Source organism: Streptomyces sp. NPDC017225, from assembly GCF_044331465.1.
Taxonomy (GTDB): domain Bacteria; phylum Actinomycetota; class Actinomycetes; order Streptomycetales; family Streptomycetaceae; genus Streptomyces.
Map to the genome: position 1 here is coordinate 342219 of NZ_JBIRNE010000003.1, position 23949 is coordinate 366167.

Below are 23949 nucleotides of genomic sequence, written 5' to 3' on the forward strand. Positions count from 1 at the left end.
CGGACGGCGAGGGGCCGCCCCGGACGGCGAGGGGCCGCCCCGGACGGCGAGGGGCCGCCGCTTCCCTGGCGGGAAGCGGCGGCCCTCGGCCCTTCGGACGGTGAAACGCGTGGTCGGACGGTCGGACGCGCGGTCAGGCCGTCGTCCACCACACCGTCGTGTCCGCCGGGACCTTCGCCTCGCCGGCCGCCTCGGTCACCTCGCCGCTGGCCAGCAGCACCCGCCCGTACGCGGGCATCGGCACCGACTCGCCGGTGGTGTTGGCCACGCACACGAACTCGCCGCGCCGGAAGGCGACGACGCCCTCGGGGGCGCGCAGCCACTCGACGGTGTCGCCCGCGCCCAGGTCGGCCTGCTCGCGGCGGGCCGCCAGCGCGGCCCGGTACAGCTCCAGGGTCGAGCCGGACTCGCCGGTCTGCGCCTCGACGCTCAGCTCGCCCCAGCCCGCCGGCTGCGGCAGCCAGCTGCCGCCGTCTCCGAAGCCGTACGACGATCCCGTACGCGTCCAGGGGATCGGTACCCGGCAGCCGTCACGGAAGCCGTCCTGTCCGGCGCCGCGGAAGTACGCCGGGTCCTGGCGCACCTCGTCGGGAAGGTCGACGACGTCCGGCAGGCCGAGTTCCTCGCCCTGGTAGACGTAGGCCGAGCCGGGCAGCGCCAGCATGAGGAGGGTGGCCGCGCGGGCGCGGCGCAGGCCCAGCTCGCGGTCGCCGGCCAGGCGGAGCTGGGTGCCGAGGCCCGCCGGGTTGGCGAAGCGGGTGGCGTGCCGGGTGACGTCGTGGTTGGACAGGACCCAGGTGGCGGGGGCGCCGACCGGGCGCATGGCGTCCAGCGTGCGGTCGATGACCGTGCGCAGCTCCTCGGCGTCCCAGTGGGTGCCCAGGTACTGGAAGTTGAAGGCCTGGTGCAGTTCGTCGGGGCGGACGTAGTTCGCGGTGCGCTCGACGGTCGGGGTCCAGGCCTCGGCGACGAAGATCCGCTCGCCGGAGTACTCGTCGAGGATCGTCCGCCACTGGCGGTAGATGTCGTGGACGCCGTCCTGGTCGAAGAACGGCGTGACATCGTTGCCGAGCATCCGCAGCTCGTCGTGGGTGCCCAGGTCCGGCAGGCCCTCGGCCTTCACCATGCCGTGGGCGACGTCGATGCGGAAGCCGTCGACGCCCATGTCCAGCCAGAACCGCAGGATGGAGCGGAACTCGTCGCCGACGGCCGGGTGCTCCCAGTTGAAGTCGGGCTGCTCGGGGGCGAACAGGTGCAGGTACCACTCCCCCGGCGTGCCGTCGGGCTCGGTGACCCGGGTCCAGGCGGGGCCGCCGAAGATGGACTCCCAGTCGTTGGGCGGCAGTTCGCCGTTCTCGCCCTTCCCGGGACGGAAGTGGTAGCGGTCCCTGGAGGGGGAGCCGGGGCCCTCGGCGAGGGCGCGCCGGAACCACTCGTACTGGTCGGAGGAGTGGTTGGGGACCAGGTCGACGATGATGCGCAGGCCCAGCGCGTGGGCGTCGCGGATCAGCGCGTCGGCGTCCAGCAGGGAGCCGAACATGGGGTCGACGGCCCGGTAGTCGGCGACGTCGTAGCCGGCGTCGGCCTGCGGGGAGGCGTAGAAGGGGCTGAGCCACACGGCGTCCACGCCGAGGTCGCGCAGGTACGGCAGGCGGGTGCGGACACCTTCCAGGTCGCCCATGCCGTCGCCGTTGCTGTCGGCGAAGCTGCGCGGGTACACCTGGTAGATGACCGCCTCCCGCCACCAGTCGCGGCGCCCCGCGACGGTGGCGGTGGCGGAGGCGGAGGTGGGGGCCGGGGCGGCGGAGGGCTGCTGGCTCATGGCGTCCTTGATATGCGACGGAGTTCTGGTCATGGAGGCATGGGTGGGGGGAAGGGGTGGCCGGCCGCGGTGCTGCGGGGTCGGATGGGCACCGCGGCCGGACGTTTTCCCGGTCGGGCGTCAGCCCTTGGTGCCGCCGGCGGTCAGGCCGGTCACCAGGTTCTTCTGCACGAGGTAGAAGAACGCGGAGACGGGTATCGCGACGAGTACGGCGGTGGCGGCCATCAGATGGCGCTGCGCGTCGTGCTCACTGACGAAGCTCTGCAGGCCGACCGCGAAGGTGTACTTCGTGTCGGTCAGCATGAACGTCGAGGCGAAGGCGACCTCGCCGAAGGCGGTGATGAAGCTGTAGAAACCGGCGACCGCCAGGCCCGGCCGGGCGAGCGGCAGGATCAGCCGGAAGAAGGTGCCGAAGGGCGACAGCCCGTCGACCCGCCCGGCCTCGTCGATCTCGAACGGGATGGTGTCGAAGTAGCCCTTGAGCAGCCACGCGCAGTACGGCACCGCGGTCGAGCAGTAGACGAGGATCAGGCCGAGGTAGCTGTCGACGAGCCGGAACTCGGACAGGATCTGGTACATCGGCACGATCAGCACGGCGATGGGGAACATCTGGGTGACCAGCAGGACCCACATGAGCTTCTTGTAGCCCGGGAAGCGCATCCGCGAGACCGCGTAGCCGGTGGTGGCGGCGACCATGACGCCGATGACCGTGGTCCCCAGCGAGACGATCAGCGAACTCTTCAGCCAGTCGAAGAACTGCGTGTGCTGGAGCACGAACGCGTAGTTGTCGAAGGTCATCTTCGACCAGATGCGCTCGGGGTGCAGGTAGTCGTTCTTGTCCGGGCCGAGCGACAGGTAGACCAGCCAGGCGACCGGGAAGAGCGCGATGAGGCTCGCTACGGACAGGACGCCGTGGGAGGCGAGGGAGGCGGCGCGGCTGCGTTCGCCGCGGCCGCGCACCCGGCGCGACGGCGCGGTGGACGCGTCGGCCCGCTCCGCCGGGGCCTTGGTGGGCGCGGTTGTTGTACTCATGGCGGCTCCTGCCTCAGTTCGCGAGCTGCTGCTCATTGCGGTTCAGCCAGCGGCGGTAGAAGGAGGTGAAGACGATCAGGATGGCCAGCAGCAGGATGCCGTAGGCCGCGGACTGCGCGAAGTCGCGCGGCTGCTGTCCGAAACCGAGCTGGTAGGCCCAGGTGACGAGGATCTGTGCCTCGGGGGCGGTGTTGCCGAACAGCAGGAAGATCACGGCGAACTGGTTGAACGTCCAGATGATGCCGAGCAGGACGACCGTGGAGCTGACCGCCCGCAGACCGGGGAGGGTGACGTGGCGGAACCGCTGCCAGGCGTTCGCGCCGTCCATCTCGGAAGCCTCGTAGAGGGTGTTGTCGATGGACTGCAGGCCGCCGAGGAGGGAGACCATCATGAACGGCACACCGCACCAGGTGTTGACCATGATCGCGGAGAAGCGCTGCCAGAAGGTGTCCTCGAGCCACGCGGGGGTGGGCAGGTGCAGCCAGTCCAGGGCGGAGTTGACGATGCCGGCGTCGGCGAGCATGAAGCGCCAGCCGAAGACGGTGACGAAGGTGGGCACGGCCCACGGCAGGACCAGGATCAGCCGGTAGAAGGTGCGGCCGCGCAGCTTCTGGTTGAGCAGCAGGGCGAGGCCGAGGCCGATGAAGAAGTGCAGGCCGACACAGACCGCCGTCCACACGATGGTCCAGATGAAGTGCGACCAGAAGCGGTCGTAGGCGGTCGGGCCCCACAGGATGTCGGCGTAGTTGTCCAGGCCGATGAACTCGTAGGTGGCCTCGATCTCGTTGACGCCGATGGTGCGCCCCGTGTTGAGGCTGTTGGCGTCGGTGAGCGTGAGGTAGAGGCCGTACCCCAGCGGGTACAGCACGAGGACGCCGATCACGACGGCCACCGGCGCGATCATGGCGTAGGCGTACCAGTGCTTCTGGTAGCCGTCTTTCAGACGCCGGCCAAGGCCGGGCCGCGGGGTGCGGTCACCGCGGCGCTTGCCGGTCGCGCGGTCGATGGCGACTGTCATGGTTCGACACCTTCGGGAGCATCAGGACGAGAGGGGCGAGCTGAGCGAACTGGGCGAGCGGGACGATCGAGGGGCGCCGCGCACAGGCCGGTGGCCGCCGGGTCCCCTCCCCCCCCACGCGGGGGACCCGGCGGCCGCGCGGACCTACTTGCTGAAGTCCGGCACCAGCTTGGCGATCGCGGTCTCGACGTCGCCCAGGCCCTCGTCGAGGGACTTCTTGCCGCCGGCGATCTGCGGCAGCTCGTCGTCGAGCGGGACCAGCAGGGAGCTGTACTCCGGCAGCGCCGGGCGCGGCTGGGCGGCGGGCAGGACCGTCTGGAAGCCGGCGATGCCCGGGTCGGCCTTGACCTTGTCGGTGTAGGCGTCGTCGCGGGTGGGCAGCGTGGAGTTCTCCAGGGCGACGGTCTCCTGGGACTTCGCCGAGGTCATGAACTTCACGAACTTCAGCGACGCCTCCTGGTGGGCCTTGTCCGAGCCGGCGTACACCGAGAGGTTGTGGCCGCCGGTCGGGGCGCCCGCCTTGCCGGTGGAGCCGGCCGGGACGGTGGCGATGCCGAGGTTGTTCTTGTCCTTGAAGGCGGAGCCCTTGTAGAAGTTGGTGATCTCCCACGGGCCCTGGATGATCGAGGCGACCTTGCCGCTGACGAACGCCTCCTGGATGTGGGCGTAGGCGTCGGCGGTGACGTCGGCCTTGTGCAGGCCCTTGCCGTCGAACAGGCTCAGCCAGGTGCCGTACGCCTTCTTCGCCTCGGGCGACTTGACGGTGATCTTCTCGGCCTCGGCGTCGACCGTGTCGGTGCCCTCGCCGTACAGGAACGGCTGCGCGTAGTAACCGGCCGTGGAGGCCCAGTAGCCGTCGACGCCGGTCTCGTCCTTGATGGTGGCGGCGGCCTTCTTCAGGTCGTCCCAGGTCTTGGGGGCCTCGACGCCGGCCTTCTTGAAGATCTCCTTGTTGTACACGAAGGCGAGGGTGTCGGTGACGAGCGGGACGCCGTAGGTCTTGCCCTCGTACGTGGCCTGCTCGATCAGCTTGGGCTGGAACTTGTCCTGGTCGGCGAGGGCCTCGGTGCCGTCCAGCGGCAGGAAGAACCCCTTCTTGGCGAAGGCGGGGGTCCAGCCGACGTCCGTGCGCAGCACGTCCGGGGCGCCCGAGGCACCGGCGGCGGTGTCGAACTTGTTCTGCGCCTGGTCGAAGGGGACGTTGACGAAGTTGACCTTGATGCCCTTGTTGGCGGCCTCGAACTCCTTGGCCAGGGCCTTGTAGGCCGGCGCCTCGTTGGTCGCGTTCGAGGTGTCCCAGTACGTGATGGTGACCGGTCCGCCCGACTCGCTGTCGCTGCCGCCGTCCCCGCCGCACGCCGTCGCCGTGAGGGCGAGGGACGCCACCAGAGCGGTGGCCGCTATGCCACGCCGCATGAGTTCTCCTTGAGGGTGAAAGCCCGTGTGGTGCAGGGTGCGGGCTCGTCCGCCGCTCCTGCCGACTGCCGACCGCGCCTTTGCCGCCGTCGGGCGACGTGAACGTAACAGCGCCGCAACCTCGACGGAAAGGTCTTGCAGCAAAAAAGTGCAAGAAGTCTCCGAAGTTATCCGGGCGTGACCTCCTGGCGACCGTCGCGAGACGCTTGTTCATGGGGATCGAGCGGTATCTGGACGGTTGTGCAAGACTCTGCAAGCTCTTGCCGCCACTTTTCCTGAGGGAGCGCGATGACGCAGCAGCCCGCACCGGGCCGTCCGACGGGCCGTCCAACAGGCCGCCCACGACGCCCGATCGGTGTGCAAGGCGGCGGCCGACAGGTACAGTCCACCCCTGTGACCACACGGCTTGCCGACATCGCCGCCCAGGCGGGGGTGAGCGAAGCGACCGTCAGCCGCGTCCTCAACGGCAAGCCGGGCGTCGCCGCCACCACCCGCCAGTCCGTACTCGCCGCTCTCGACGTGCTGGGCTACGAGCGCCCCGTGCGGCTGCGGCAGCGCAGCGAGGGTCTGGTGGGCCTGATCACACCGGAGCTGGAGAACCCGATCTTCCCGGCCCTGGCCCAGGTCATCGGCCAGGCCCTGACCCGCCAGGGCTACACGCCGGTCCTCGCCACCCAGACCCCGGGCGGTTCCACGGAGGACGAGCTGACGGAGATGCTGGTCGACCGCGGGGTCGCCGGCATCATCTACGTCTCCGGTCTGCACGCCGACACCACCGCCGACATGCAGCGCTACGAACGGCTGCGCGCACAGGGCGTGCCCTTCGTCCTCGTCGACGGTTTCTCGTCGAAGGTGCAGGCGCCGTTCATCTCCCCCGACGACCGCGCCGCGATGAGCCTCGCGGTCACCCACCTCGTCTCGCTCGGGCACACCCGCATCGGGCTGGCCCTCGGCCCGAAGCGGTTCGTGCCGGTGCAGCGCAAGATCGAGGGCTTCGTGCGCACCGTCCACGACCAACTGGGCATGAACGCCGACACCGTGGAGAAGGAACTCGTCCAGCACTCCCTCTACACCCTGGAGGGCGGTCAGGCGGCGGCCACCGCGCTCATGGAGCGGGACTGCACGGCGGTGGTCTGCGCCAGCGACATGATGGCGCTGGGCGCGATACGGGCGGCCCGGCAGCGCGGTCTGCACGTGCCCAAGGACTTCTCCGTCGTCGGCTTCGACGACTCGCCGCTGATCGCCTTCACGGACCCGCCCCTGACGACCGTCCGCAAGCCGGTCCCGGCGATGGGGCAGGCGGCGGTGCGCACCCTGCTGGAGGAGATCGGCGGGACCCCCGCGCCGCACAGTGAGTTCGTGTTCATGCCGGAGCTGGTCGTACGCGGTTCCACCGCGTCGGCGCCGGGCGAGCGCAACCGCTCCTGACCCCCCCTCCCCCGGGAGTGGCCGGATGCGGCCCGGATCCTCCGGGGGGATGATCGGTGGGAGAAGGCTTTTCTGGCAGACTTCATGCCTATGGGTGACGCGACCGTGAGGACCACGGAACGCCTGGAAGAGGCCGTTCCGCACCCCGTCACGGAGGAGACGGGGCAAGGCCTCCTGCGCCGTCTCCGCGCGCCGCGCCGGCCCCGCCTGTGGTTCGAGATCCTGCTGATCGCGATCAGTTACTGGACGTACTCCCTCGTCCGCAACGCGGTACCGGAACAGCGGGCGCAGGCGCTGCGCAACGCCGACTGGATCTGGCGCGTCGAGCAGCAACTCGGCGTCGCCTTCGAGGAGTCGGTCAACCATGCCGTGAACTCGGTGACTTGGCTCATCATCGGCATGAACTACTACTACGCCACGCTGCACTTCGTGGTGACCCTGGGCGTGCTGGTGTGGCTGTACCGCAGCCACCCCGGGCGGTACGCCGCGACCCGGCTGGTGCTCTTCGCGACGACGGGCGTCGCCCTGGTCGGTTACTACCTGTATCCGCTCGCCCCGCCCCGCCTGATGAACGGCGGGCACTTCATCGACACCGTGATGGTCCACGAGACGTGGGGATCGATGGCGTCCGGCGACCTGAAGAACATGTCGAACCAGTACGCGGCGATGCCGTCGATGCACATCGGGTGGTCGGTGTGGTGCGGGCTGACGATCTTCGCGCTGGCCTCGGTGCCGTGGGTGCGGGTGCTGGGGCTGGTGTACCCGGTGCTCACGCTGGTGGTGATCGTCGCCACCGCCAACCACTTCTGGCTGGACGCGGTGGGCGGGGTCCTGTGTCTGGCATTCGGGTACGCGGTGGCGGCCTCCTGGTACGGGCGCCTGCCCCACGCACTGCCGCGGACGGTGCCGGCCCGGCGGGGGGCGTGGCTGCCCACCCGGCGGTAGTTCCGGGCCCGCCCCGGCCCCGAGCCGTTTCCCGGCGCCCTGTTTCCACGCCGGGTACCGGCGTACTAGTCGTAGAACAGCTCCTCCACCACCGTCCGGGCCCGGCGGGCCGTGCGGCGGTACTCGTCCAGCATGTCGCCCGCGTGCCCGGGGCCGTGGCCCAGGTAGCGGCCCACCGCCGCCAGCTCGCGGGGGTCGGTCGGGAAGGTGTCGGAGGCCCGGCCGCGCACCAGCATCACCGCGTTGCGGACGCGCGTCGCCAGGACCCACGCCTCGTCGAGTGTCCCGGCGTGCTCCGCCGAGACGAGGCCGGCGTCGCAGGCGGCGGACAGGGCCTGGCGCGTCCGGGTGGTCCGCAGCCCCGCCTCCGTGTGCCCGTACCGCAGCTGGAAGAGCTGCACGGTCCACTCCACGTCGGACAGTCCGCCCGGGCCCAGTTTGGCGTGCAGCTTGGGATCGGCGCCGCGCGGCAGCCGCTCGGACTCCATCCGGGCCTTGAGCCGCCGGATCTCCCGTACGGCGTCCTCCCCGAGCCCGTCCGCCGGGTACCGCAGCGGATCGGCCAGCTCGGTGAACCGCCGCCCCAGATCCGCGTCCCCGGCGACGAACTCGGCCCGCAGCAGCGCGTGCCGCTCCCACACCAGCGACCAGCGCCGGTAGTAGGCCTCGTACGACTTCAGGGTCCGCACCAGCGGCCCGGACTTGCCCTCGGGCCGCAGGCCGGTGTCGATGAGCAGGGGCGGGTCGGCGCTGGGCACCTGGAGCAGGCGGCGTATCTCGGCGACGACCCTGCCCGCCGCGTCCGCCGCCTCCCGCTCGTCGACCCCGTCCAGCGGCTCGTGCACGAAGAGCACGTCCGCGTCCGAGCCGTAGCCCAGCTCGTGCCCGCCGAACCGGCCCATGCCGATGATCGCGAACCGGGTCGGCAGCGTGTCGCCCCAGCCCTCCCGCACCACCGCCCGCAGCGTCCCCGCCAGCGTCGCCGCCGTCAGGTCGGAGACGGCGGCGCCGACCCGGTCCACCAGCGCGCCCTGGTCGACCTCGACGGGCTGCGCCTCGGTGCCGTAGGAACCGACGATGTCCGCGGCGGCCGTACGGAAGAGTTCCCGGCGCCGTACCCCGCGCACCGCCGTGACCGCCTGCACCGCGCCGTCCGCCCGGCGGACCGCGGCGAGGGCCTCCTGCTCCAGCTGGAGCCGCCCGCGCGGCGCCAGCCCCCCGGCGTTGCCGTCCCCGAGCAGCGCGACGGCCTCGGGTGCCCGCATCAGCAGGTCCGGGGCGAGCCGCCCGGCGGAGAGCACCCGGGCGAGGTTCTCCGCCGCCGCGCCCTCGTCCCGCAGCAGCCGCAGGTACCAGGGCGTCTTGCCGAGCGCGTCGGAGACCTTGCGGAAGTTGAGCAGACCCGCGTCCGGGTCGGCGGAGTCCGCGAACCAGCCCAGCAGCACGGGCAGCAGGGTGCGCTGGATGGCCGCCTTGCGGGTGACGCCGGACGCCAGCGCCTCCAGGTGCCTGAGCGCGGCGGCCGGGTCGGCGTACCCGAGGGCGACCATGCGTTCCCGGGCCGCCCCGGGACTCAGCCGGGCCTCGCCGGGGGCCAGCTGGGCGACGGCGTCCAGCAGCGGCCGGTAGAACAGCTTCTCGTGCAGCCTGCGTACGACGGAGGCGTGCCGCTTCCACGCGCGCAGCAGCCCGGGGACCGGGTCGGTGCGCAGGCCGAGGGAGCGGCCGAGACGGCGCAGGTCGGGCTCGTCCTCGGGCACCAGGTGGGTGCGCCGCAGCCGGTGCAGCTGGATGCGGTGCTCCATGGAACGCAGGAAGCGGTACGCCTCGTCGAGCTGGGCGGCGTCGGACCGGGCGACGTACCCGCCCGCGGCCAGCGCCTCCAGCGCGTCCAGCGTCGTACCGCTGTGCAGGGACGTGTCGGAACGCCCGTGCACCAGCTGGAGCAGCTGGACGGCGAACTCGACGTCGCGCAGCCCGCCCGGGCCCAGTTTCAGCTGCCGGTCGACCTCGGCGACGGGGATGGTCTCCACCACCCGGCGGCGCATCTTCTGCACGTCCGGGACGAAGTTCTCGCGATCTGCGGCCTGCCACACCAGGGGCTGGAGGGCGGCGACGTACTCGGCGCCGAGGACGGGGTCGCCGGCCACCGGGCGGGCCTTGAGCAGCGCCTGGAACTCCCAGGTCTTGGCCCAGCGCTGGTAGTAGGCGAGGTGGCTGCTGAGGGTGCGCACCAGCGGGCCGTTGCGTCCCTCCGGGCGGAGGTTGGCGTCGACGGGCCAGATGGAGCCCTCGACGGTCGTCTCGGAGCAGATCCGCATCAGGTGCGAGGCGAGTGCGGTCGCGGCCCGCATGGCCCTGGCCTCGTCGGCCTCGTCGGTTCCTTCCGCCGGCTCGGCCACGAAGATGACGTCCACGTCGGAGACGTAGTTCAGCTCGTGTCCGCCGCACTTGCCCATCGCGATCACCGCGAGCCGGCACAGCGCGGCGTCCTCGGGCGCGTCGGCCACGGCGAGGGCGAGGGCGGCGCGCAGGGTGGCGGTGGCGAGGTCGGCCAGCTCGGCGGCGGTCTCGGCGACGTCGATGGTGCCGCACACGTCACGGGCGGCGATGGACAGCAGGCAGCGCCGGTAGGCGACGCGCAGGGAGACGGGGTCGGTGGCCTCGGCGAGACCGTCCTCGAACTCCGCCACCCCGCGGTGCAGGTCCCGCGGCTCGTAGGTGACCAGGGCCTGCCAGTCGCCGGCGTGCCGGGCCAGGTGGTCGGCGAGCGCCTCGGAGGCGCCGAGCACACCGAGCAGGCGGTCGCGCAGCGGCTTGGCGGCGATCAGGGTGTCCAGCAGCTCCCGCCGGGCGGTGGGAGCGGGCTGCGCCTCCAGCAGCCGGACCAGGCCGTGCAGGGCGAGGTCCGGGTCGGCGGTGGCCCCCAGCGCCTCCAGCAGGACCGGGTCGTCGCGGACCCCGGCCAGCTCCACGCCGTCCAGCAGCCGCTCGGCGGCCGAGGGATCGGTGAAGCCGTGCCGCAGCAGCCGCGTGAAGGTACTGCTCCTGCGCCCCGGCGCCGTCATCCCGGCCTCCTGTCGCGTCCTGTCGCACTGGCGTTCCGTCGGATCAACCTGAGCGTAGCCGGGGAAGCGCGAGCGGGCGTCGGGGCGTACCGGCACCGGCCTCCGGCGACCGCTCCGGTGGACCGCTCCACAGTCGTACGATATCTTGTACAAGCCGCGAAGGGAGGCACCGGTATGTCCATTACCGCCAGCGAAGCCCGTCAGAACCTGTTCCCCCTGATAGAGCAGGTCAACGAGGACCACGCCCCGGTGCACATCACCTCCCGCAAAGGAAACGCCGTGCTCATGTCCGAGGAGGACTTCACGGCCTGGACGGAGACGGTGCATCTCCTGCGTTCCCCCAGGAACGCCCGCCGCCTGCTCGACTCCATCGCCGAGGCCGAATCCGGCGGTGCGCGCCGGCGTGAGCTGATCGACCCCGACGCGGAGCGCCCGTGAGGATCACTTTCACGACGCACGGCTGGGAGGACTACGTCCACTGGGCCGAGAGCGACCGGAAGGTGACCAAGCGGATCAACAAACTGATCACCGACATCACACGTGACCCGTTCAAGGGCATCGGCAAGCCTGAGCCGCTGAAGGGCGACCTGTCGGGCTACTGGTCACGACGCATCGACGACACCCACCGCCTGGTGTACAAGCCGGTCGACGGCGAACTGGTCATCGTCCAGGCGCGATACCACTACTGACGTGCGACTGCACGGACTACTGAAGCAACAGCTACCGACCTACGGCCACTGACAACCGACACCGTGCCCGACCAGGACGTCGAAGGAGCAACGCCATGGACTTCACCCTCGAAGTGATCCCGCTGCCCGTGACCGACATCGACCGCGCCCGGGACTTCTACCGGGACAAGGTCGGCTTCCACGTCGACATCGACCAGGAGGTCATGCCGGGTATGCGCATCGTCCAGCTGACGCCTCCGGGCTCGGGCTGCTCGATCGCCCTCGGCGAGGCCATCTGGGACATGGCACAGGGCCAGACCGCGCCGGCCCCCGGCACGTACCAGGGCCTCCAGCTGTGCGTCGCCGACATCAAGGCGGCCCACGCGGAGCTGGTCGGGCGTGGCCTGGACGTCTCCGAGCCGGTGCAGTACTCGCCGGACGACGGCGCCACCTTCATGTACTTCAAGGACCCGGACGGCAACGGCTGGGCGGTCCAGGAGTACCGGCGCCGGGAGACGGAGCCGCTGCACCAGCTGCTGGCGGACCTCGGGCGACAGCGCTAGCCGTGTCCGCGGGCGGGCCCGGCGCCGTGAGGGCGGGCCCGCCTTCGCGTCGGCCCGTCCGAGGCGGCCTCACTTCTCCGGTTTCGCGCCCCGCTCGGCCAGCAGGTCCGCCATCAGCCGGATCTCCGACTCCTGCGACTCCACCATCCCCTGGGCCAGCCGCTTCTCCACGCCGACCGTGCACCGTTCGGCGCACCCCTCGGCCATGTGGACGCCGCCCTTGTGGTGCTCGGTCATGAGCTGGAGGTAGTAGACCTCCGCCTGCTTGCCGTCCAGCGTCGCCAGCTTCTCCATCTGGGCGTCGGTGGCCATCCCCGGCATCAGCGAGCCCTCCCCCGCCGACGGCGTGTCGCCCATGCCCATCCAGGTCATCGGCGGGTCGGACGACACCTTCGGCAGCCCCCACAGGTCCAGCCAGCCGATCATCATGCCGCGCTGGTTGGCCTGGGTCTGCGCGATGTCGTACGCGAGCCGGCGCACCTCCTCGTCCTCGGTGCGGTCGCGCACGAGGTACGACATCTCCACGGCCTGCTGGTGGTGCACCGACATGTCCCGCGCGAAGCCGGCGTCCGCCGAGTCGGCGGACGGGACGCGGCCCGCGCCGTCGTCCCCGGCGACGGCGTAGGTGATGCCGCCGGCCAGGACGAGGGCCGCCGCGGCGGCCCCCGCGATCCAGCCGGCCTGTTTCGGCGTCACTCGGACAGGCCGTTCGTGCAGGCGGCACCCGGCTCGGGGGTCTGCTCGCCCTGGACGAACTTCTCGAAGAACTTGTCCACGTTCGGGTCGTCGGCGCCCGTCACCGTGCGCTGGTGGCCCCAGGCGGTGAGCATGATCGGGTCCTTCTGCTTGTCGTCCGGGCTCATCAGCGAGTACGGCGTCTTCTTCACCTTCGCCGCCAGCTTGTCCACCTCGGCCTTCGGCGCCTTGTCGGTGTACGTCACCCAGACGGCGCCGTGCTCCAGCGAGTGCACGGCGTTCTCGTTGTTCAGCGGCTCGGTGTAGACGTCGCCGTCGCAGTTCATCCACACCTGGTTGTGGTCGCCGCCGACCGGGGGCTCGGCGGGGTAGGACACCTTCTCGGTGACGTGGTTTCGGCCCAGGTCCCCCTCCCAGGTCCGCACCCCGTCGTCGCCCGTGACGAACTTGCCGGACGTCTTGCCGTCGGACGCCGTGTCGGCGGCGGAGTCGTCCGACTGCGACCGGACGAGGACGACACCGCCGACGACGAGACCGGCGACGACCACGGCACTGACCGCGACGGTGAGTATTCGGTTCCGGCGGTCGCGGGACTCCTCGGCGCGCCGCATCTCGGCTATCCGTGCCTGACGCGCCGTGTTGCTGCTCTTCTTGGCGGAACCCATGGGGTGTGCCCTTCTGGGTAAGGGGGGCCGATTGAGTCCGCTGATCTTGACGCGCTTCCTGGCCTAAAGTCCAGGGATTCCGGCCTGGGTCGTCCGACCCTTCCGGTGGCTTCCTGCTTCACCGCGCTGTGCGGGCACGTGTGCCCGTCTTACCGGCGCTCCACAGGCGTTTAGCGTCTCCGCCCGTCCGGCGGCGACGATACGGCGTCCTTCGAAGAGGACGTTGCGGGCTGCGTTGTGGTCTCGGTCGTGCATCGTGCCGCACGCGCCGCACGCCCACTCCCGGACATGGAGGGGCTTGGGGCCGTCCCTGAATCCGCAGGCCGAGCAGACCTGCGAGGAGGGGAAGGCCCGGCCCACCTTGGCGAAGGTGCGGCCGTGCTTGATCGCCTTGTACTCCAGCATGCCGACGAACGCGGACCATCCCGCGTCGTGCACGGACTTGGCGAGTCGGGTGCGTGCGAGGCCGGACACTGCGAGGTCTTCCACGTACACCGCTTGGTTGTCGCGGATGATCTGTGTGGATGCCTTGTGGTGCCAGTCCCGGCGCTGGTCCGCCACCTTGGCGCGCTGGCGTGCGACCTTGATGCGGGCCTTGGTCCGGTTCTTCGAGCCCTTGGCCTTGCGGGACAGTTCCCGCTGAAGGCGCTTGAGCTTCTTCTCGGCCCGACGCAGGAAGCGCGGGCTGTCGATCTTCCGGCCGTCGGACAGGACTGCGAAGGTGGACAGACCGAGGTCGATACCGGCTTCGGTCTCCGTCTCGGGGAGGGCGTCCGGCTCGGTGTCCACGACGAAGCTGAGGAAGTACCGGCCGGAGCTGTCCTTGGTGACGGTCACAGAAGTCGGGGCTGCGGGAAGCCGGCGGGACCACTTGACCTTGAGGTTGCCGACCTTGGCCACGTACACCGTGCCGTCGTCATGGAGGGAGAAGGCGTTGGTGTTGAGGCGGATCGACTGACGGGTGTCCTTCTTCGACTTGTACCGGGGCGGCCCCACCTTCCGGCCTTGCCGCTTGCCCTTGACCGAGTCGAAGAAGTTCTTGTAGGCGGTGTCCAGGTCTCGCAGGGACTGTTGCAGGACGACCGCTGACACATCGGCGAGCCAGGCACGTTCCTCGGTGCGCTTGGCCTGGGTGATGCGTATCCGGGACAGCTCGGTCGACGTCACGTACGGATGCCCCGCCGCGTGCGCTTCCTTGCGGTCGCGCAGGCAGTCGTTCCACACCACACGGGCGCACCCGAACGCACTCGCCAGCGCACGGCGCTGCGGAGCGTCCGGGTAGGCCCGGTAGTTGTAGCGAAGCTGCATGACCGAGATCCTACGACGCAATGGTCACACAAAGGAGCTAAAGGCTACAGATAGTGCTTTAAGCGTCGCTTCAGTGACGCAGACGCGGGTGCTCATCGCGACGGATCAGTGACACAGAGTGTTCAATGACGAGATACTGACGCGCCGCGAAGAGACCACACGCAAGGTCTACAAGAAACTCCGCAGCAGCGCGGAAGGGGTTCACCAGCGAACGCGACCACGTGCCCCTCGTGGCGCATCATCCACCCAAACACAGTCTCCCAGTCTGGCCAACAGCCTCAAGGGCACCTCCGCATGACAAATATGGCCGGGGCGCCTCCGTGGCGATGGCCGGGTGAAAGTCTTACCGGACAGAAGCTCTCTGAGAAGAACCCGGCGAAGGTGTCGGCGTGGTCCTTCGTAGGGGGTGACGGGATCTGTCGCGGCCCGGGCCTCAGGAATGGCCCGATCGAACACCCGGCCTCTACGCTGCGGGGAGGACCGGCGGGTGATCGAGGCCCGCAACGCGTACGAAACCGTGCTGTGGTCTGATGCTCAGGTGCAGGGCCGCCTCCCGCCGTACCGGAGACAGGCGGCCTGACCAGCGAGGATGGGGAAGCGGAAGATGGACAAGCAGCAGGAGTTCGTGATCCGGACGCTGGAGGAACGCGACATCCGGTTCGTACGCCTGTGGTTCACGGACGTACTGGGCTTCCTCAAGTCCGTCGCCGTGGCCCCGGCCGAGCTGGAGCAGGCCTTCGACGAGGGCATCGGCTTCGACGGCTCCGCGATCGAGGGCTTCGCCCGGGTCTACGAGTCCGACATGATCGCCAAGCCGGACCCGTCGACCTTCCAGGTCCTGCCCTGGCGCGCGGAGGCCCCCGGCACGGCCCGCATGTTCTGCGACATCCTCATGCCGGACGGCTCCCCGTCCTTCGCCGACCCGCGCTACGTCCTCAAGCGCGCCCTGGCCCGCACCTCCGACCTGGGCTTCACCTTCTACACCCACCCGGAGATCGAGTTCTTCCTGCTGAAGGACAAGCCCGTCGACGGCTCGGTGCCGACCCCGGCCGACAACTCCGGGTACTTCGACCACACCCCGCAGAACATCGGCATGGACTTCCGCCGCCAGGCGATCACCATGCTGGAGTCGATGGGCATCTCGGTGGAGTTCTCCCACCACGAGGGCGCCCCCGGCCAGCAGGAGATCGATCTGCGTTACGCGGACGCGCTCTCCACGGCCGACAACATCATGACCTTCCGCCTGGTCATGAAGCAGGTCGCGCTGGAGCAGGGCCTCCAGGCCACCTTCATGCCCAAGCCGTTCTCGGAGTACCCGGGCTCGGGCATGCACACCCACCTCTCCCTCTTCGAGGGCGACCGCAACGCGTTCTACGAGTCGGGCGCCGAGTACCAGCTCTCCAAGGTCGGCCGGTCCTTCATCGCGGGCCTGCTGCGGCACGCGGCGGAGATCTCCGCCGTCACCAACCAGTGGGTGAACTCGTACAAGCGCATCTGGGGCGGCAGCGAGCGCACGGCGGGCGCCGGCGGCGAGGCCCCCTCCTACATCTGCTGGGGCCACAACAACCGCTCCGCCCTGGTCCGCGTGCCCATGTACAAGCCCGGCAAGACCGGCTCGGCCCGCGTCGAGGTCCGCTCCATCGACTCCGGCGCCAACCCGTACCTGACCTACGCGGTCCTGCTGGCCGCCGGCCTCAAGGGCATCGAGGAGGGCTACGAACTCCCGCCGGGCGCCGAGGACGACGTCTGGGCCCTGTCCGACTCGGAACGCCGCGCGCTGGGCATCGAGCCCCTCCCCCAGAACCTCGGCGAGGCCCTCGCCCTGATGGAACGCAGCGACCTGGTCGCCGAGACCCTCGGCGAGCACGTCTTCGACTTCTTCCTCCGCAACAAGCGGCAGGAGTGGGAGGAGTACCGCTCCCAGGTCACGGCGTTCGAGCTGCGGAAGTCGCTGCCGGTGCTGTAGCGGCCGCGCCGACGAACCCTGCCCACGCCGTCCCGGTGACGGCGAGGCGGGGGCCGTGGGGGCGCTTGGAGTCGCGGACGTGGATGGTGGCGGGGGTTATCGCGACCTCTACGCAGTCGTTGCCGTCGCCACTGCTGCTGTAGCTGCTCTTGAACCAGACCAGTGTGGGCGCGTCCGGGGTTGCGGGGATGCGGGTCATGACTCTCCAAGCATCTGTTCGATGGCGGCCCGCGACTCTCGGGGCGTGAGAGCCTGGGCCCGGATCATGCCATAGCGCAGTTCGAGGATTCTGAGTTGCTTCGGATCGGTCACCGGCCGCCCGGCAAACGCTCCCTCGGAGCGCGCGACCGCACCGCCGTCGGGGAACTTGAGCACTTCGATGAGGCCGCCCGTCCCGACGTGCTCCTCGCAGTCGGTCGGCATTACCTGGATCGATACGTTCCGCAACTCTCCGATTTCCAGCAGGCGTTCGAGCTGTCGGCGCCAGACCATTCTGCCTCCGACTGGGCGGCGGAGCGTCGCTTCCTCCTGGACGAAGCTGAGGGTGGGCGCCGGGGACCGATCAAGGACCGAGCGACGGGCCAGCCGCGCGGCCACCATGCGTTCCGTCTCCTCTTCGGTGTAGGCGGGAAGCCACGCGTCGAACAGGGCGCGCATGTGGGCCTCCGTCTGCAACAGGCCATGGATGTTGAGAGTGCTGTACAGCCCGACCTCGACTGCGCTGGCCTCCACTTTCGCCAGTTCCCGGACACGCTTCGGGTATCGGACCTTCGCGACGTCCTCCCACATCGCCGTCAGCAGCCCGCATGCCTCCAGCACCTCATCAGCCCGCTGCAGGTACTCCCTCCTCGGAATCCGCTTCCCGCCCTCGACCTTGTAGACGAGGTCCTCCCCGTATCCGACCGCCACCCCGAAGTCGCCCGCCCGCATCCCCGCGGCCTCGCGGCGCAGCTTCAGTTGCCTCCCCACGGTGGTGAGGACGGCCACGCCCCACTCGTCGTCCGGGTCGACCTCCCAACCCGGCTCGTCCGTCTCGCCGTTCACCGGCATCCGCCCCTCCGTCGTACGCGTCGTATCGCGATGGACGTCACCGTAGACGGACACGCCACGCTCGGTGAGGGGATGCGGTCGCTCTGTCACCCCAACGTGGGATGGCGACCGGCATGCCGGAGCCCCGAACCCGCCGGCTCGGGGCTCGGGGCTGCTCCGTCGTACGCGCTAGGTGGAGCCGGGGCGCTGTTGCCGGGCCTCGTCCTTGAGGTGCCGGCCGGAGTCCCGTGCCTGCCCGGCGACGTCGCCGCCGCGGTCGCGGGCCTCGTCCTGCGTGGTGCGGGCGGCCTGCGCCGCGCTGTCCTTCACCTCGGCGGCCGCGCTCTGCGTCACCTCCCTGGCGCCTTCCTTCAGGTGCTGCGCGGACTCGGCGGCGGCCTGCTTCACCGGTTCCAGGGCCTCGCCGCCGCGCTCCATCAGCTCGGTGGCCTTCTCCTGCTCGGTCCGGGAGGCGGGCAGCAGCGAGGAGGCCAGCAGGCCGACGCCGAAGGCGACCAGCCCGGCGGCCAGCGGGTTGCCCCGGGTCCGGCGGCGGGCCATGTCGGGCGCCTGCTGTGCGGCCTCTCCCGCCTGGCCGGCCGCGCCGCGCGCCGCCTCGGCAGCCCGTCCGGTGCCTTCCTGCACCGAACCGGCCGCGGAGTGCGCGGTGTCCGAGACGGAGCCCGCCGCGGAGTGCGCGGTGCCGGAGACGGAACCGGCCGCGGAGTGCGCGGTGCCGGTGACGCTGTGGACGGTGTGCGACGCCGTGCCCATGACCCGGTCGCGCACGCCCGACACCGCGCCGCGCATCCTGGCCCGGCGCCGGCGGACCGCCCGCCGGGGACTGGTCCGCTCGGCGAGCTGGTCCACGTCCGTGGAGAGCTGGCCGCGCGTGGCCTCGATCTCGGCCCTCATCTGGTCGGGTGACGTGCCCATTCCGCGTTCTCCTTCATGGTCTCGACGGTTCGCTCGGGCTTCGGGGAGACGGTGCGCATCCCCGCGCGGCCCTTCATGTACAGCACGGCAGCGACGACGGCCCACACGGCGGTGACGATCAGGGCCGCCCAGCCCCCGTCCATGACGTTGGCCAGGCCCAGCACGGCGGCCAGCGAGAGGAACAGGAGGACCATGTAGCCGGCGAAACCGGCTCCGCCGAACATTCCGGCGGCCTTGCCCGCCCTCGTCCCCTCCTCCTTGATCTCGGCCTTGGCCAGCTCGACCTCCTGCCGGAAGAGGGTCTGCAGGTCCGCTGTCACTCCGGACATGAGCTGCCCGACGGACCTGTCGTCGGCCTGCGGTTCGACGGGGCGCGTGGGGCGGGGCGCGGGTCGTACGGTGGCCATCTCACACCTCCGGGTGGGCACGTCCCGGCACACCGCCCGGCGGCGTACCGGTGGCGGGCGAGACCGGCGCGCCGGTGCTGGCCACCCTCGGCGGGGCACCCGGCGCGGGGCCGGGCGGCAGCGGCGCGGTGTCCGGGGCGGCGGCCAGACCGTCGCGGTCCGCGGAACCGGTGGCAGGCCCCTGCCCGGAGCCGTCCGACCGGGCGGCGCTGCCCACCTTGGCCAGGCGCCCGACGGCCAGTCCGGCCAGCACCGCGCCGCCCAGGAAGGCTCCGGGGCGCCTGCGTGCGAAGCCCTGGAGGTCGGTCACGAGCCCTTCGGCCCCCTCCTTCTCCAGATAGCCGGCCGCGCGGTGGCCCCGGTCGGCCGCGTGCCGCGCCAGGCTGCGGGCCGCGGAGTCGTTCCGGGCGTGCTCGGCGAGGTCGGAGAGGTCGTCCGCCCACTGCCGCAGCGTGCCGGCCGCGCGCCTGGTCTGACCGTTGGCCTCGTCCATCGCACGGCCGCGCAGGTCCTGGATGGCCGTACCGGCCTGCTGACGAGCCTCGTCGGCCACGTGCCGGGCCTGTTCCGCCGCGGTTCCGGCGACCTGGCCCGCGGCCTGCCCGGCCTGCCCGGCCGTCGCGGAGGCCTCTGTTCTGACCTTGTCCCCGGTCCCGCTCCTGGGGCCGGTCTTCACGGACTCACTCATCGGCGACTTCCCCTCATCGGATGTCCTGTGGGGTCTCACATCCCGAGTGGCTGTTCGTCCGCTTTTGACACACTTTCCGGTCCGGGAATCTCCCGCCTCGGCGCCGCCCTGCCCGCGTCGCCCCACGTGGCCGTCTCCCACGTGGCCGTCGGTCCGCTCCAGCCGGTTTTCGGACCGCCGGGCCGCCGGGCCTCCGTCGGCGCTACCGTGACCGGCACATCCACCGACTTCAGGGAATCACCGGCTGCACACAGGCCGAGCCCGTGTCGGACGGTCCCACCAGGTCCCCGGCGGAAGCCGCCCGGTACGAGGGCAGCACGGAGGTACGCCAGGCCCACTGCGCCGCGTACGACGCGCACGATCCGCAGCGACCCATCGAGTTCCCCGCGCACCGGTCGGACCGGACGTCCGAGGAGTTCGCCGACGACTTCTACGAGGTGCTGGGGGAGGAGTGCTGACCCGAGCGGCCCGGGGCGTCGCGCGCGGACGGCGCCGCCGGGGGCGCGCCCCGGCGAACGAGCGCCGCCGTCAGCGCCGTACCGGCTCCCCCGTCTCCACTGTCTCCGGCACGTGCCCCGCGATCACGCGGGCCCGCCCGGGTGCGGAAGCGGAAGCCGCGGCGGCCCGGCGGCGGTCCACCGCGTAGGCCGCGCCCGCGACCCCCACGCCGAGTACCGCCAGCCCCGCGCCCGCCGTGGCCGGGGAGGTGGCGCCGAAGCCCGCCGCGAGGGCGATGCCGCCGACCCAGGCGCCGCCGGCGTTGGCGAGGTTGAAGGCGGCCTGGTTGGCGGAGGAGGCCAGGGAGGGGGCCGCGGACGCCTTCTCCATGACCATCAGCTGGAGCGGGGAACCGGTGAGGAAGGCGGCCATGCCCAGGAGGGCCACGGCGAGGGCCGCGGTGATCTCCGTACGCATCAGGAGCGGGAAGAGGGCGAGGACCAGGACCAGCGAGGCGAGGCCGCCGAAGAGGGTGCCGCGCAGGGCGTGGTCGGCCAGCCGGCCGCCCAGCAGGTTGCCCGCGGTGGCGCCGACGCCGAAGAGCGCCAGCAGCAGCGTCACGCTGGCCTCGGCGAACCCGGCGGCGTCCGTGAGCATCGGCGTGATGTAGCTGTACGCCGAGAAGAGCGCGCCGAAGCCGGCGACCGTCGTGCCGAGCGCCAGCCAGACGGGGAGGGAGCGCAGGGCGGCCAGTTCGCCGCGCAGGCCCGTGGTGGGGGCGGGGGCGTGATCGCGCGGGATCAGCGCGGCGAGCGCCGCTATCGCCGCGACGCCGATCGCGCTCACGCCGAGGAAGGTGGCCCGCCAGCCGAGTTGCTGGCCCATGGCCGTGGCCGCGGGCACGCCCACGATGTTGGCGACGGTGAGGCCGAGGAACATCAGGGAGACGGAGCGGGCCTTGCGTTCCGGCGCCACCATGCCGGTGGCGACCACGGCGCCGACGCCGAAGAAGGCGCCGTGCGGCAGGCCGCTGACGAAACGGGCGGCCAGCAGGGAGCCCTCCCCCGGCGCGACGGCCGACAGGGCGTTGCCGGCCACGAACAGCACCATCAGGGCGACGAGGACCGTGCGGCGCGGCATCCGCGCGGTCGCCGCCGCGAGCAGCGGGGCGCCGATGACGACACCGAGCGCGTAGGCCGAGACCAGGTGTCCGGCGGAGGGGATGGAGATGTGCAGGTCGTCCGCGACGTCGGGCAGCAGGCCCATCATCACGAACTCGGTCGTACCTATGCCGAAGGCGCCCACGGCAAGGGCGAGCAGGGCCAGGGGCATGAAGGGCCTCGCCTTTCGAGAGCTTTCGCGAGCGGAGTGCGTACGGGGAGGGGATGTCGTTATGTTCCCGTACGGAACAAAGCCTCTCAGGGCGAGTATTCCGGCGGCGAATCTCAGGACGCCGTTGTGTCGACCTTCACACGCGCGGCGATCGGGAGGTGGTCGCTGCCGGTCGCCGGGAGGGTCCAGCTGGTCTTCGGTTCGACGCCGGTGACCAGGATCTGGTCGATGCGTGCCATCGGGAACGACGCCGGCCAGCTGAAGCCGAACCCGCTGCCCGCCGCACCCTGCGGGGAGCGCATCTGGGAGGTGATCGCGGTGAGAGCGCGGTCGTTCGTGGTGCCGTTGAGGTCGCCGAGCAGGATCTTGCGGGGCAGCTTCTCGTCGGCGATGGCCTCACCGAGCGCCTCGGCGCTCTTGTCCCGCTGCCGGGCGGTGAAACCGGCCTCGAGTTTCACCCGTACGGAGGGCAGGTGGGCGACGTACACCGCGACCGGCCCGGACGGGGTGGCGACGGTGGCGCGCATCGCGCGCTTCCAGCCCAGCCGGATGTCGACGGCCTTCACGTCGCTCACCGGGTACTTGCTCCACAGCCCGACGGTGCCGACGACCGCGTGATGCGAGTACTTCCGCTCCAGCGCCTTCTCGTACGTCGGCACGGCGGACGCCTTCAGCTCCTCCAGGGCCAGCACGTCCGCGCCGGACGCGGCCACGGCGCGGGCGGTGCCGGAGGGGTCGGCGTTGTCGGCGTTGACGTTGTGGGTGGCCACCGTGAGGTCACCGCCGGTGCCGGTCTTGTCGAACAGCAGACCGCCGAAGTTGTTGAGCCACACGCTCACCGGCAGCACCAGCGCGATCAGCGCCGTCGCCGACCTGCGGACGAAGGCGATCACCAGCAGGACCGGGATGAGCAGGCCGAACCACGGCAGGAAGGTCTCCGTGAGGCTGCCGAGGTTGCCGATGACGTTCGGGATGCGCGAGTGGCCCGCCATGACCCCGGCCAGCAGGACGGCCACCACGGCGGTGATCAGGCCCCGGCGCCAGATCCGCCGGTCACCGCGCCAGCCGGTGGTCACCCGGTCGAGCAGGCGCCGAATCCGGGTATCCCGGCGCTCTGGATCCGAGCCGCCGCTGTCCGTCTCCGTCATGTACGCCTGCTGCGCCATACCGTCGCCTCACTAGCCTGCCGTGCACACCGTCGCCCCCCCGTGACTCAGCACCTTAGGGGATGATCGGTTCCGATCCCGCCGTCCCATGACGGCCGTACGACACGAGGACGTACGGGCCGGCGTTCGAGGTTCCGAACACCGCCGATCCGGGCGACTCTGTGACACAACGGGCACATCCGCCCCTCGGGTGACACATGCCGGAGGGCCCCAGCCGGGGCCTCTAGCCGCCCGGGCTCTCGAGGTGCCACCATGGGAGGGATCCGGGGACGCCGTCAGGGCGCCTCGAGATGACATGAAGGAGCCGTTGCCATGACGCAGCTTTCGGCTGCCCAGACGCCGCAGCGCACCCCCGGGGACGGGAGCAGGGCGCTGTACGGGGGCAAGAGCAACCGTCGCATCACCGTCCGGGACATCACCGCCGCCAAGGAGCGCGGCGAGAGGTGGCCCATGCTCACCGCGTACGACGCGATGACCGCGTCCGTCTTCGACGAGGCCGGTATCCCGGTCATGCTCGTCGGCGACTCCGCGGGCAACTGCCACCTCGGCTACGACACCACCGTGCCCGTCACGCTGGACGAGATGACGATGCTCTCGGCCGCGGTCGTACGGGGCACCAGCCGCGCCCTCATCGTCGGAGACCTGCCCTTCGGCTCCTACCAGGAGGGTCCGGTGCAGGCGCTGCGCTCGGCGACCCGGCTGGTGAAGGAGGCGGGCGTGGGGGCCGTGAAGCTGGAGGGCGGTGAGCGGTCGCACGAGCAGATCCGGCTGCTCGTCGAGTCCGGCATCCCGGTGATGGCGCACATCGGCCTCACCCCGCAGTCCGTCAACGCCATGGGCTACCGGGTGCAGGGCCGGGGCGAGGAGGCGGCCCAGCAGCTGCTGCGCGACGCCAAGGCCGTGCAGGACGCGGGCGCCTTCGCGGTCGTCCTGGAGCTGGTGCCGGCCGAGCTGGCCGCAGAGGTGACGCGGACGCTGCACATCCCGACCGTCGGCATCGGCGCGGGTGCGGACACGGACGCGCAGGTGCTGGTCTGGACCGACATGCTCGGGCTGACCGGCGGCCGGATGCCGAAGTTCGTCAAGCAGTACGCCGACCTGCGGCAGGTCATCGGCGACGCGGCGAAGGCGTACGCCGAGGACGTCGTCGGCGGAACGTTCCCGCAGGAGGAGCACTCCGTCCACTAGACCATCGCGGTACGACACCGGCCCCGTCGATCTTCCCCCGTCGGCGGGGCCGGTGGTTTCCCGACACCCCTCGCGTCCCGCACGCCCCGCGCGTCCCTGTCGGCGGGACGTCGGTGGAGCGGCGGTGGTGCCGGGCGGCTGTCGGTGGCATGTCGGTCGTTTGTCGGCGG

At 71.1% G+C, this 23949-nt stretch carries 23 protein-coding genes; 8 read left to right on the forward strand and 15 right to left on the reverse strand.

Features of this window, described 5'->3' with window-relative positions; genetic code table 11:
* Positions 1 to 133 precede the first annotated feature (133 nt).
* The 4 genes from ACH4NX_RS08760 to ACH4NX_RS08775 all read right to left on the reverse strand — a co-directional run bounded on the left by ACH4NX_RS08760 (position 134) and on the right by ACH4NX_RS08775 (position 5288).
* Entirely contained in the window at positions 134 to 1822 is a 1689-nt protein-coding gene (locus ACH4NX_RS08760) for a glycoside hydrolase family 13 protein (protein WP_351388630.1), read from the reverse strand.
* A gap of 120 nt (positions 1823 to 1942) precedes the next feature.
* A complete protein-coding gene (locus ACH4NX_RS08765) occupies positions 1943 to 2854 on the reverse strand; it encodes an ABC transporter permease subunit (RefSeq protein ID WP_351388627.1) in 912 nt (303 codons plus the stop codon).
* 13 nt (positions 2855 to 2867) lie between these two features.
* A complete protein-coding gene (locus ACH4NX_RS08770; RefSeq protein WP_398127768.1) occupies positions 2868 to 3872 on the reverse strand; it encodes a carbohydrate ABC transporter permease in 1005 nt (334 codons plus the stop codon).
* 144 nt (positions 3873 to 4016) lie between these two features.
* Complete coding sequence (locus ACH4NX_RS08775; RefSeq protein ID WP_351388621.1) at positions 4017 to 5288, reverse strand: extracellular solute-binding protein; 1272 nt, start codon at positions 5286 to 5288, stop codon at positions 4017 to 4019.
* Positions 5289 to 5681: 393 nt separating this feature from the next.
* Here ACH4NX_RS08775 and ACH4NX_RS08780 point away from each other — a divergent pair, with 393 nt between their 5' ends.
* Together ACH4NX_RS08780 and ACH4NX_RS08785 are read left to right on the forward strand one after the other, a co-directional pair.
* The gene (locus ACH4NX_RS08780; protein WP_398127769.1) at positions 5682 to 6716 is read left to right on the forward strand and encodes a LacI family DNA-binding transcriptional regulator; all 1035 of its coding nucleotides are present in this window, start codon (positions 5682 to 5684) and stop codon (positions 6714 to 6716) included.
* An 84-nt stretch (positions 6717 to 6800) separates the two neighbouring features.
* Positions 6801 to 7661 (forward strand): phosphatase PAP2 family protein, encoded by an 861-nt coding sequence (locus ACH4NX_RS08785; protein WP_351388616.1) that lies wholly within the window; start codon positions 6801 to 6803, stop codon positions 7659 to 7661.
* Between the two features lie 65 nt (positions 7662 to 7726).
* On the opposite strand, the gene ACH4NX_RS08790 is transcribed toward ACH4NX_RS08785, so the two are convergent.
* The gene (locus tag ACH4NX_RS08790) at positions 7727 to 10729 is read right to left on the reverse strand and encodes a bifunctional [glutamine synthetase] adenylyltransferase/[glutamine synthetase]-adenylyl-L-tyrosine phosphorylase (protein ID WP_351388613.1); all 3003 of its coding nucleotides are present in this window, start codon (positions 10727 to 10729) and stop codon (positions 7727 to 7729) included.
* Between the two features lie 174 nt (positions 10730 to 10903).
* Here ACH4NX_RS08790 and ACH4NX_RS08795 point away from each other — a divergent pair, with 174 nt between their 5' ends.
* From ACH4NX_RS08795 to ACH4NX_RS08805, 3 genes are all read left to right on the forward strand, one after another.
* Entirely contained in the window at positions 10904 to 11167 is a 264-nt protein-coding gene (locus tag ACH4NX_RS08795; protein ID WP_345594094.1) for a type II toxin-antitoxin system prevent-host-death family antitoxin, read from the forward strand.
* Positions 11164 to 11418: a Txe/YoeB family addiction module toxin gene (locus tag ACH4NX_RS08800; protein WP_279563696.1), complete on the forward strand. Its 255-nt coding sequence runs from the start codon at positions 11164 to 11166 to the stop codon at positions 11416 to 11418. The genes ACH4NX_RS08795 and ACH4NX_RS08800 overlap by 4 nt, the downstream gene beginning before the upstream one ends.
* 95 nt (positions 11419 to 11513) lie before the next feature.
* Entirely contained in the window at positions 11514 to 11960 is a 447-nt protein-coding gene (locus tag ACH4NX_RS08805; RefSeq protein WP_351388612.1) for a VOC family protein, read from the forward strand.
* Between the two features lie 69 nt (positions 11961 to 12029).
* Here ACH4NX_RS08805 and ACH4NX_RS08810 read toward each other — a convergent pair whose 3' ends face one another.
* The 3 genes from ACH4NX_RS08810 to ACH4NX_RS08820 all read right to left on the reverse strand — a co-directional run bounded on the left by ACH4NX_RS08810 (position 12030) and on the right by ACH4NX_RS08820 (position 14629).
* Entirely contained in the window at positions 12030 to 12656 is a 627-nt protein-coding gene (locus ACH4NX_RS08810) for a DUF305 domain-containing protein (RefSeq protein ID WP_351388610.1), read from the reverse strand.
* On the reverse strand, positions 12653 to 13321 hold the full coding sequence (locus ACH4NX_RS08815) for a DUF3105 domain-containing protein (protein ID WP_351388607.1): 669 nt from the start codon (positions 13319 to 13321) through the stop codon (positions 12653 to 12655). The genes ACH4NX_RS08810 and ACH4NX_RS08815 overlap by 4 nt, the downstream gene beginning before the upstream one ends.
* Positions 13322 to 13384: 63 nt before the next feature.
* Positions 13385 to 14629, reverse strand: coding sequence for an RNA-guided endonuclease InsQ/TnpB family protein (locus ACH4NX_RS08820; RefSeq protein WP_398127770.1), 1245 nt, complete (start codon positions 14627 to 14629; stop codon positions 13385 to 13387).
* A 604-nt stretch (positions 14630 to 15233) separates the two neighbouring features.
* Here ACH4NX_RS08820 and glnA point away from each other — a divergent pair.
* On the forward strand, positions 15234 to 16595 hold the full coding sequence (glnA, locus tag ACH4NX_RS08825) for a type I glutamate--ammonia ligase (protein WP_351388604.1): 1362 nt from the start codon (positions 15234 to 15236) through the stop codon (positions 16593 to 16595).
* Here glnA and ACH4NX_RS08830 read toward each other — a convergent pair.
* The 5 genes from ACH4NX_RS08830 to ACH4NX_RS08850 form a co-directional block, all read right to left on the reverse strand.
* Positions 16555 to 16794 carry a DUF397 domain-containing protein gene (locus tag ACH4NX_RS08830; protein WP_398127771.1) on the reverse strand — a complete coding sequence of 80 codons (240 nt, stop codon included), beginning with the start codon at positions 16792 to 16794 and terminating at the stop codon, positions 16555 to 16557. The genes glnA and ACH4NX_RS08830 overlap by 41 nt on opposite strands.
* The gene (locus ACH4NX_RS08835; RefSeq protein WP_398127772.1) at positions 16791 to 17645 is read right to left on the reverse strand and encodes a helix-turn-helix domain-containing protein; all 855 of its coding nucleotides are present in this window, start codon (positions 17643 to 17645) and stop codon (positions 16791 to 16793) included. The genes ACH4NX_RS08830 and ACH4NX_RS08835 overlap by 4 nt, the downstream gene beginning before the upstream one ends.
* 168 nt (positions 17646 to 17813) lie before the next feature.
* Entirely contained in the window at positions 17814 to 18560 is a 747-nt protein-coding gene (locus ACH4NX_RS08840; protein WP_351388589.1) for a DUF3618 domain-containing protein, read from the reverse strand.
* Positions 18536 to 18967, reverse strand: a complete 432-nt coding sequence (locus ACH4NX_RS08845; RefSeq protein ID WP_398127773.1) for a phage holin family protein — start codon at positions 18965 to 18967, stop codon at positions 18536 to 18538. The genes ACH4NX_RS08840 and ACH4NX_RS08845 overlap by 25 nt, the downstream gene beginning before the upstream one ends.
* Position 18968: 1 nt before the next feature.
* Entirely contained in the window at positions 18969 to 19655 is a 687-nt protein-coding gene (locus ACH4NX_RS08850; protein WP_398127774.1) for a hypothetical protein, read from the reverse strand.
* A 263-nt stretch (positions 19656 to 19918) separates the two neighbouring features.
* Here ACH4NX_RS08850 and ACH4NX_RS08855 point away from each other — a divergent pair, with 263 nt between their 5' ends.
* Positions 19919 to 20113 (forward strand): hypothetical protein, encoded by a 195-nt coding sequence (locus tag ACH4NX_RS08855; protein ID WP_398127775.1) that lies wholly within the window; start codon positions 19919 to 19921, stop codon positions 20111 to 20113.
* A 70-nt stretch (positions 20114 to 20183) separates the two neighbouring features.
* Here the strand turns inward: ACH4NX_RS08855 and ACH4NX_RS08860 are convergent, their stop codons facing one another.
* Both ACH4NX_RS08860 and ACH4NX_RS08865 read right to left on the reverse strand, forming a co-directional pair.
* Positions 20184 to 21425 (reverse strand): MFS transporter, encoded by a 1242-nt coding sequence (locus tag ACH4NX_RS08860; RefSeq protein WP_398127776.1) that lies wholly within the window; start codon positions 21423 to 21425, stop codon positions 20184 to 20186.
* A gap of 113 nt (positions 21426 to 21538) precedes the next feature.
* On the reverse strand, positions 21539 to 22591 hold the full coding sequence (locus ACH4NX_RS08865; RefSeq protein ID WP_351388576.1) for an endonuclease/exonuclease/phosphatase family protein: 1053 nt from the start codon (positions 22589 to 22591) through the stop codon (positions 21539 to 21541).
* A gap of 312 nt (positions 22592 to 22903) precedes the next feature.
* Here ACH4NX_RS08865 and panB point away from each other — a divergent pair, with 312 nt between their 5' ends.
* Complete coding sequence (gene panB, locus ACH4NX_RS08870) at positions 22904 to 23779, forward strand: 3-methyl-2-oxobutanoate hydroxymethyltransferase (RefSeq protein WP_351388573.1); 876 nt, start codon at positions 22904 to 22906, stop codon at positions 23777 to 23779.
* Positions 23780 to 23949 lie beyond the last annotated feature (170 nt).

Excerpts from the sequence above, each read along its gene's own strand:
- ACH4NX_RS08760 (WP_351388630.1), bottom strand. The coding sequence starts at position 1,822 with ATGAGCCAGCAGCCCTCCGCCGCCCCGGCCCCCACCTCCGCCTCCGCC.
- ACH4NX_RS08765 (WP_351388627.1), bottom strand. The coding sequence starts at position 2,854 with ATGAGTACAACAACCGCGCCCACCAAGGCCCCGGCGGAGCGGGCCGAC.
- ACH4NX_RS08770 (WP_398127768.1), bottom strand. The coding sequence starts at position 3,872 with ATGACAGTCGCCATCGACCGCGCGACCGGCAAGCGCCGCGGTGACCGC.
- ACH4NX_RS08775 (WP_351388621.1), bottom strand. The coding sequence starts at position 5,288 with ATGCGGCGTGGCATAGCGGCCACCGCTCTGGTGGCGTCCCTCGCCCTC.
- ACH4NX_RS08785 (WP_351388616.1), top strand. The coding sequence starts at position 6,801 with ATGCCTATGGGTGACGCGACCGTGAGGACCACGGAACGCCTGGAAGAG.
- ACH4NX_RS08790 (WP_351388613.1), bottom strand. The coding sequence starts at position 10,729 with ATGACGGCGCCGGGGCGCAGGAGCAGTACCTTCACGCGGCTGCTGCGG.
- ACH4NX_RS08795 (WP_345594094.1), top strand. The coding sequence starts at position 10,904 with ATGTCCATTACCGCCAGCGAAGCCCGTCAGAACCTGTTCCCCCTGATA.
- ACH4NX_RS08805 (WP_351388612.1), top strand. The coding sequence starts at position 11,514 with ATGGACTTCACCCTCGAAGTGATCCCGCTGCCCGTGACCGACATCGAC.
- ACH4NX_RS08815 (WP_351388607.1), bottom strand. The coding sequence starts at position 13,321 with ATGGGTTCCGCCAAGAAGAGCAGCAACACGGCGCGTCAGGCACGGATA.
- ACH4NX_RS08820 (WP_398127770.1), bottom strand. The coding sequence starts at position 14,629 with ATGCAGCTTCGCTACAACTACCGGGCCTACCCGGACGCTCCGCAGCGC.
- glnA (WP_351388604.1), top strand. The coding sequence starts at position 15,234 with ATGGACAAGCAGCAGGAGTTCGTGATCCGGACGCTGGAGGAACGCGAC.
- ACH4NX_RS08830 (WP_398127771.1), bottom strand. The coding sequence starts at position 16,794 with ATGACCCGCATCCCCGCAACCCCGGACGCGCCCACACTGGTCTGGTTC.
- ACH4NX_RS08835 (WP_398127772.1), bottom strand. The coding sequence starts at position 17,645 with ATGCCGGTGAACGGCGAGACGGACGAGCCGGGTTGGGAGGTCGACCCG.
- ACH4NX_RS08840 (WP_351388589.1), bottom strand. The coding sequence starts at position 18,560 with ATGGGCACGTCACCCGACCAGATGAGGGCCGAGATCGAGGCCACGCGC.
- ACH4NX_RS08845 (WP_398127773.1), bottom strand. The coding sequence starts at position 18,967 with ATGGCCACCGTACGACCCGCGCCCCGCCCCACGCGCCCCGTCGAACCG.
- ACH4NX_RS08850 (WP_398127774.1), bottom strand. The coding sequence starts at position 19,655 with ATGAGTGAGTCCGTGAAGACCGGCCCCAGGAGCGGGACCGGGGACAAG.
- ACH4NX_RS08860 (WP_398127776.1), bottom strand. The coding sequence starts at position 21,425 with ATGCCCCTGGCCCTGCTCGCCCTTGCCGTGGGCGCCTTCGGCATAGGT.
- ACH4NX_RS08865 (WP_351388576.1), bottom strand. The coding sequence starts at position 22,591 with ATGGCGCAGCAGGCGTACATGACGGAGACGGACAGCGGCGGCTCGGAT.
- panB (WP_351388573.1), top strand. The coding sequence starts at position 22,904 with ATGACGCAGCTTTCGGCTGCCCAGACGCCGCAGCGCACCCCCGGGGAC.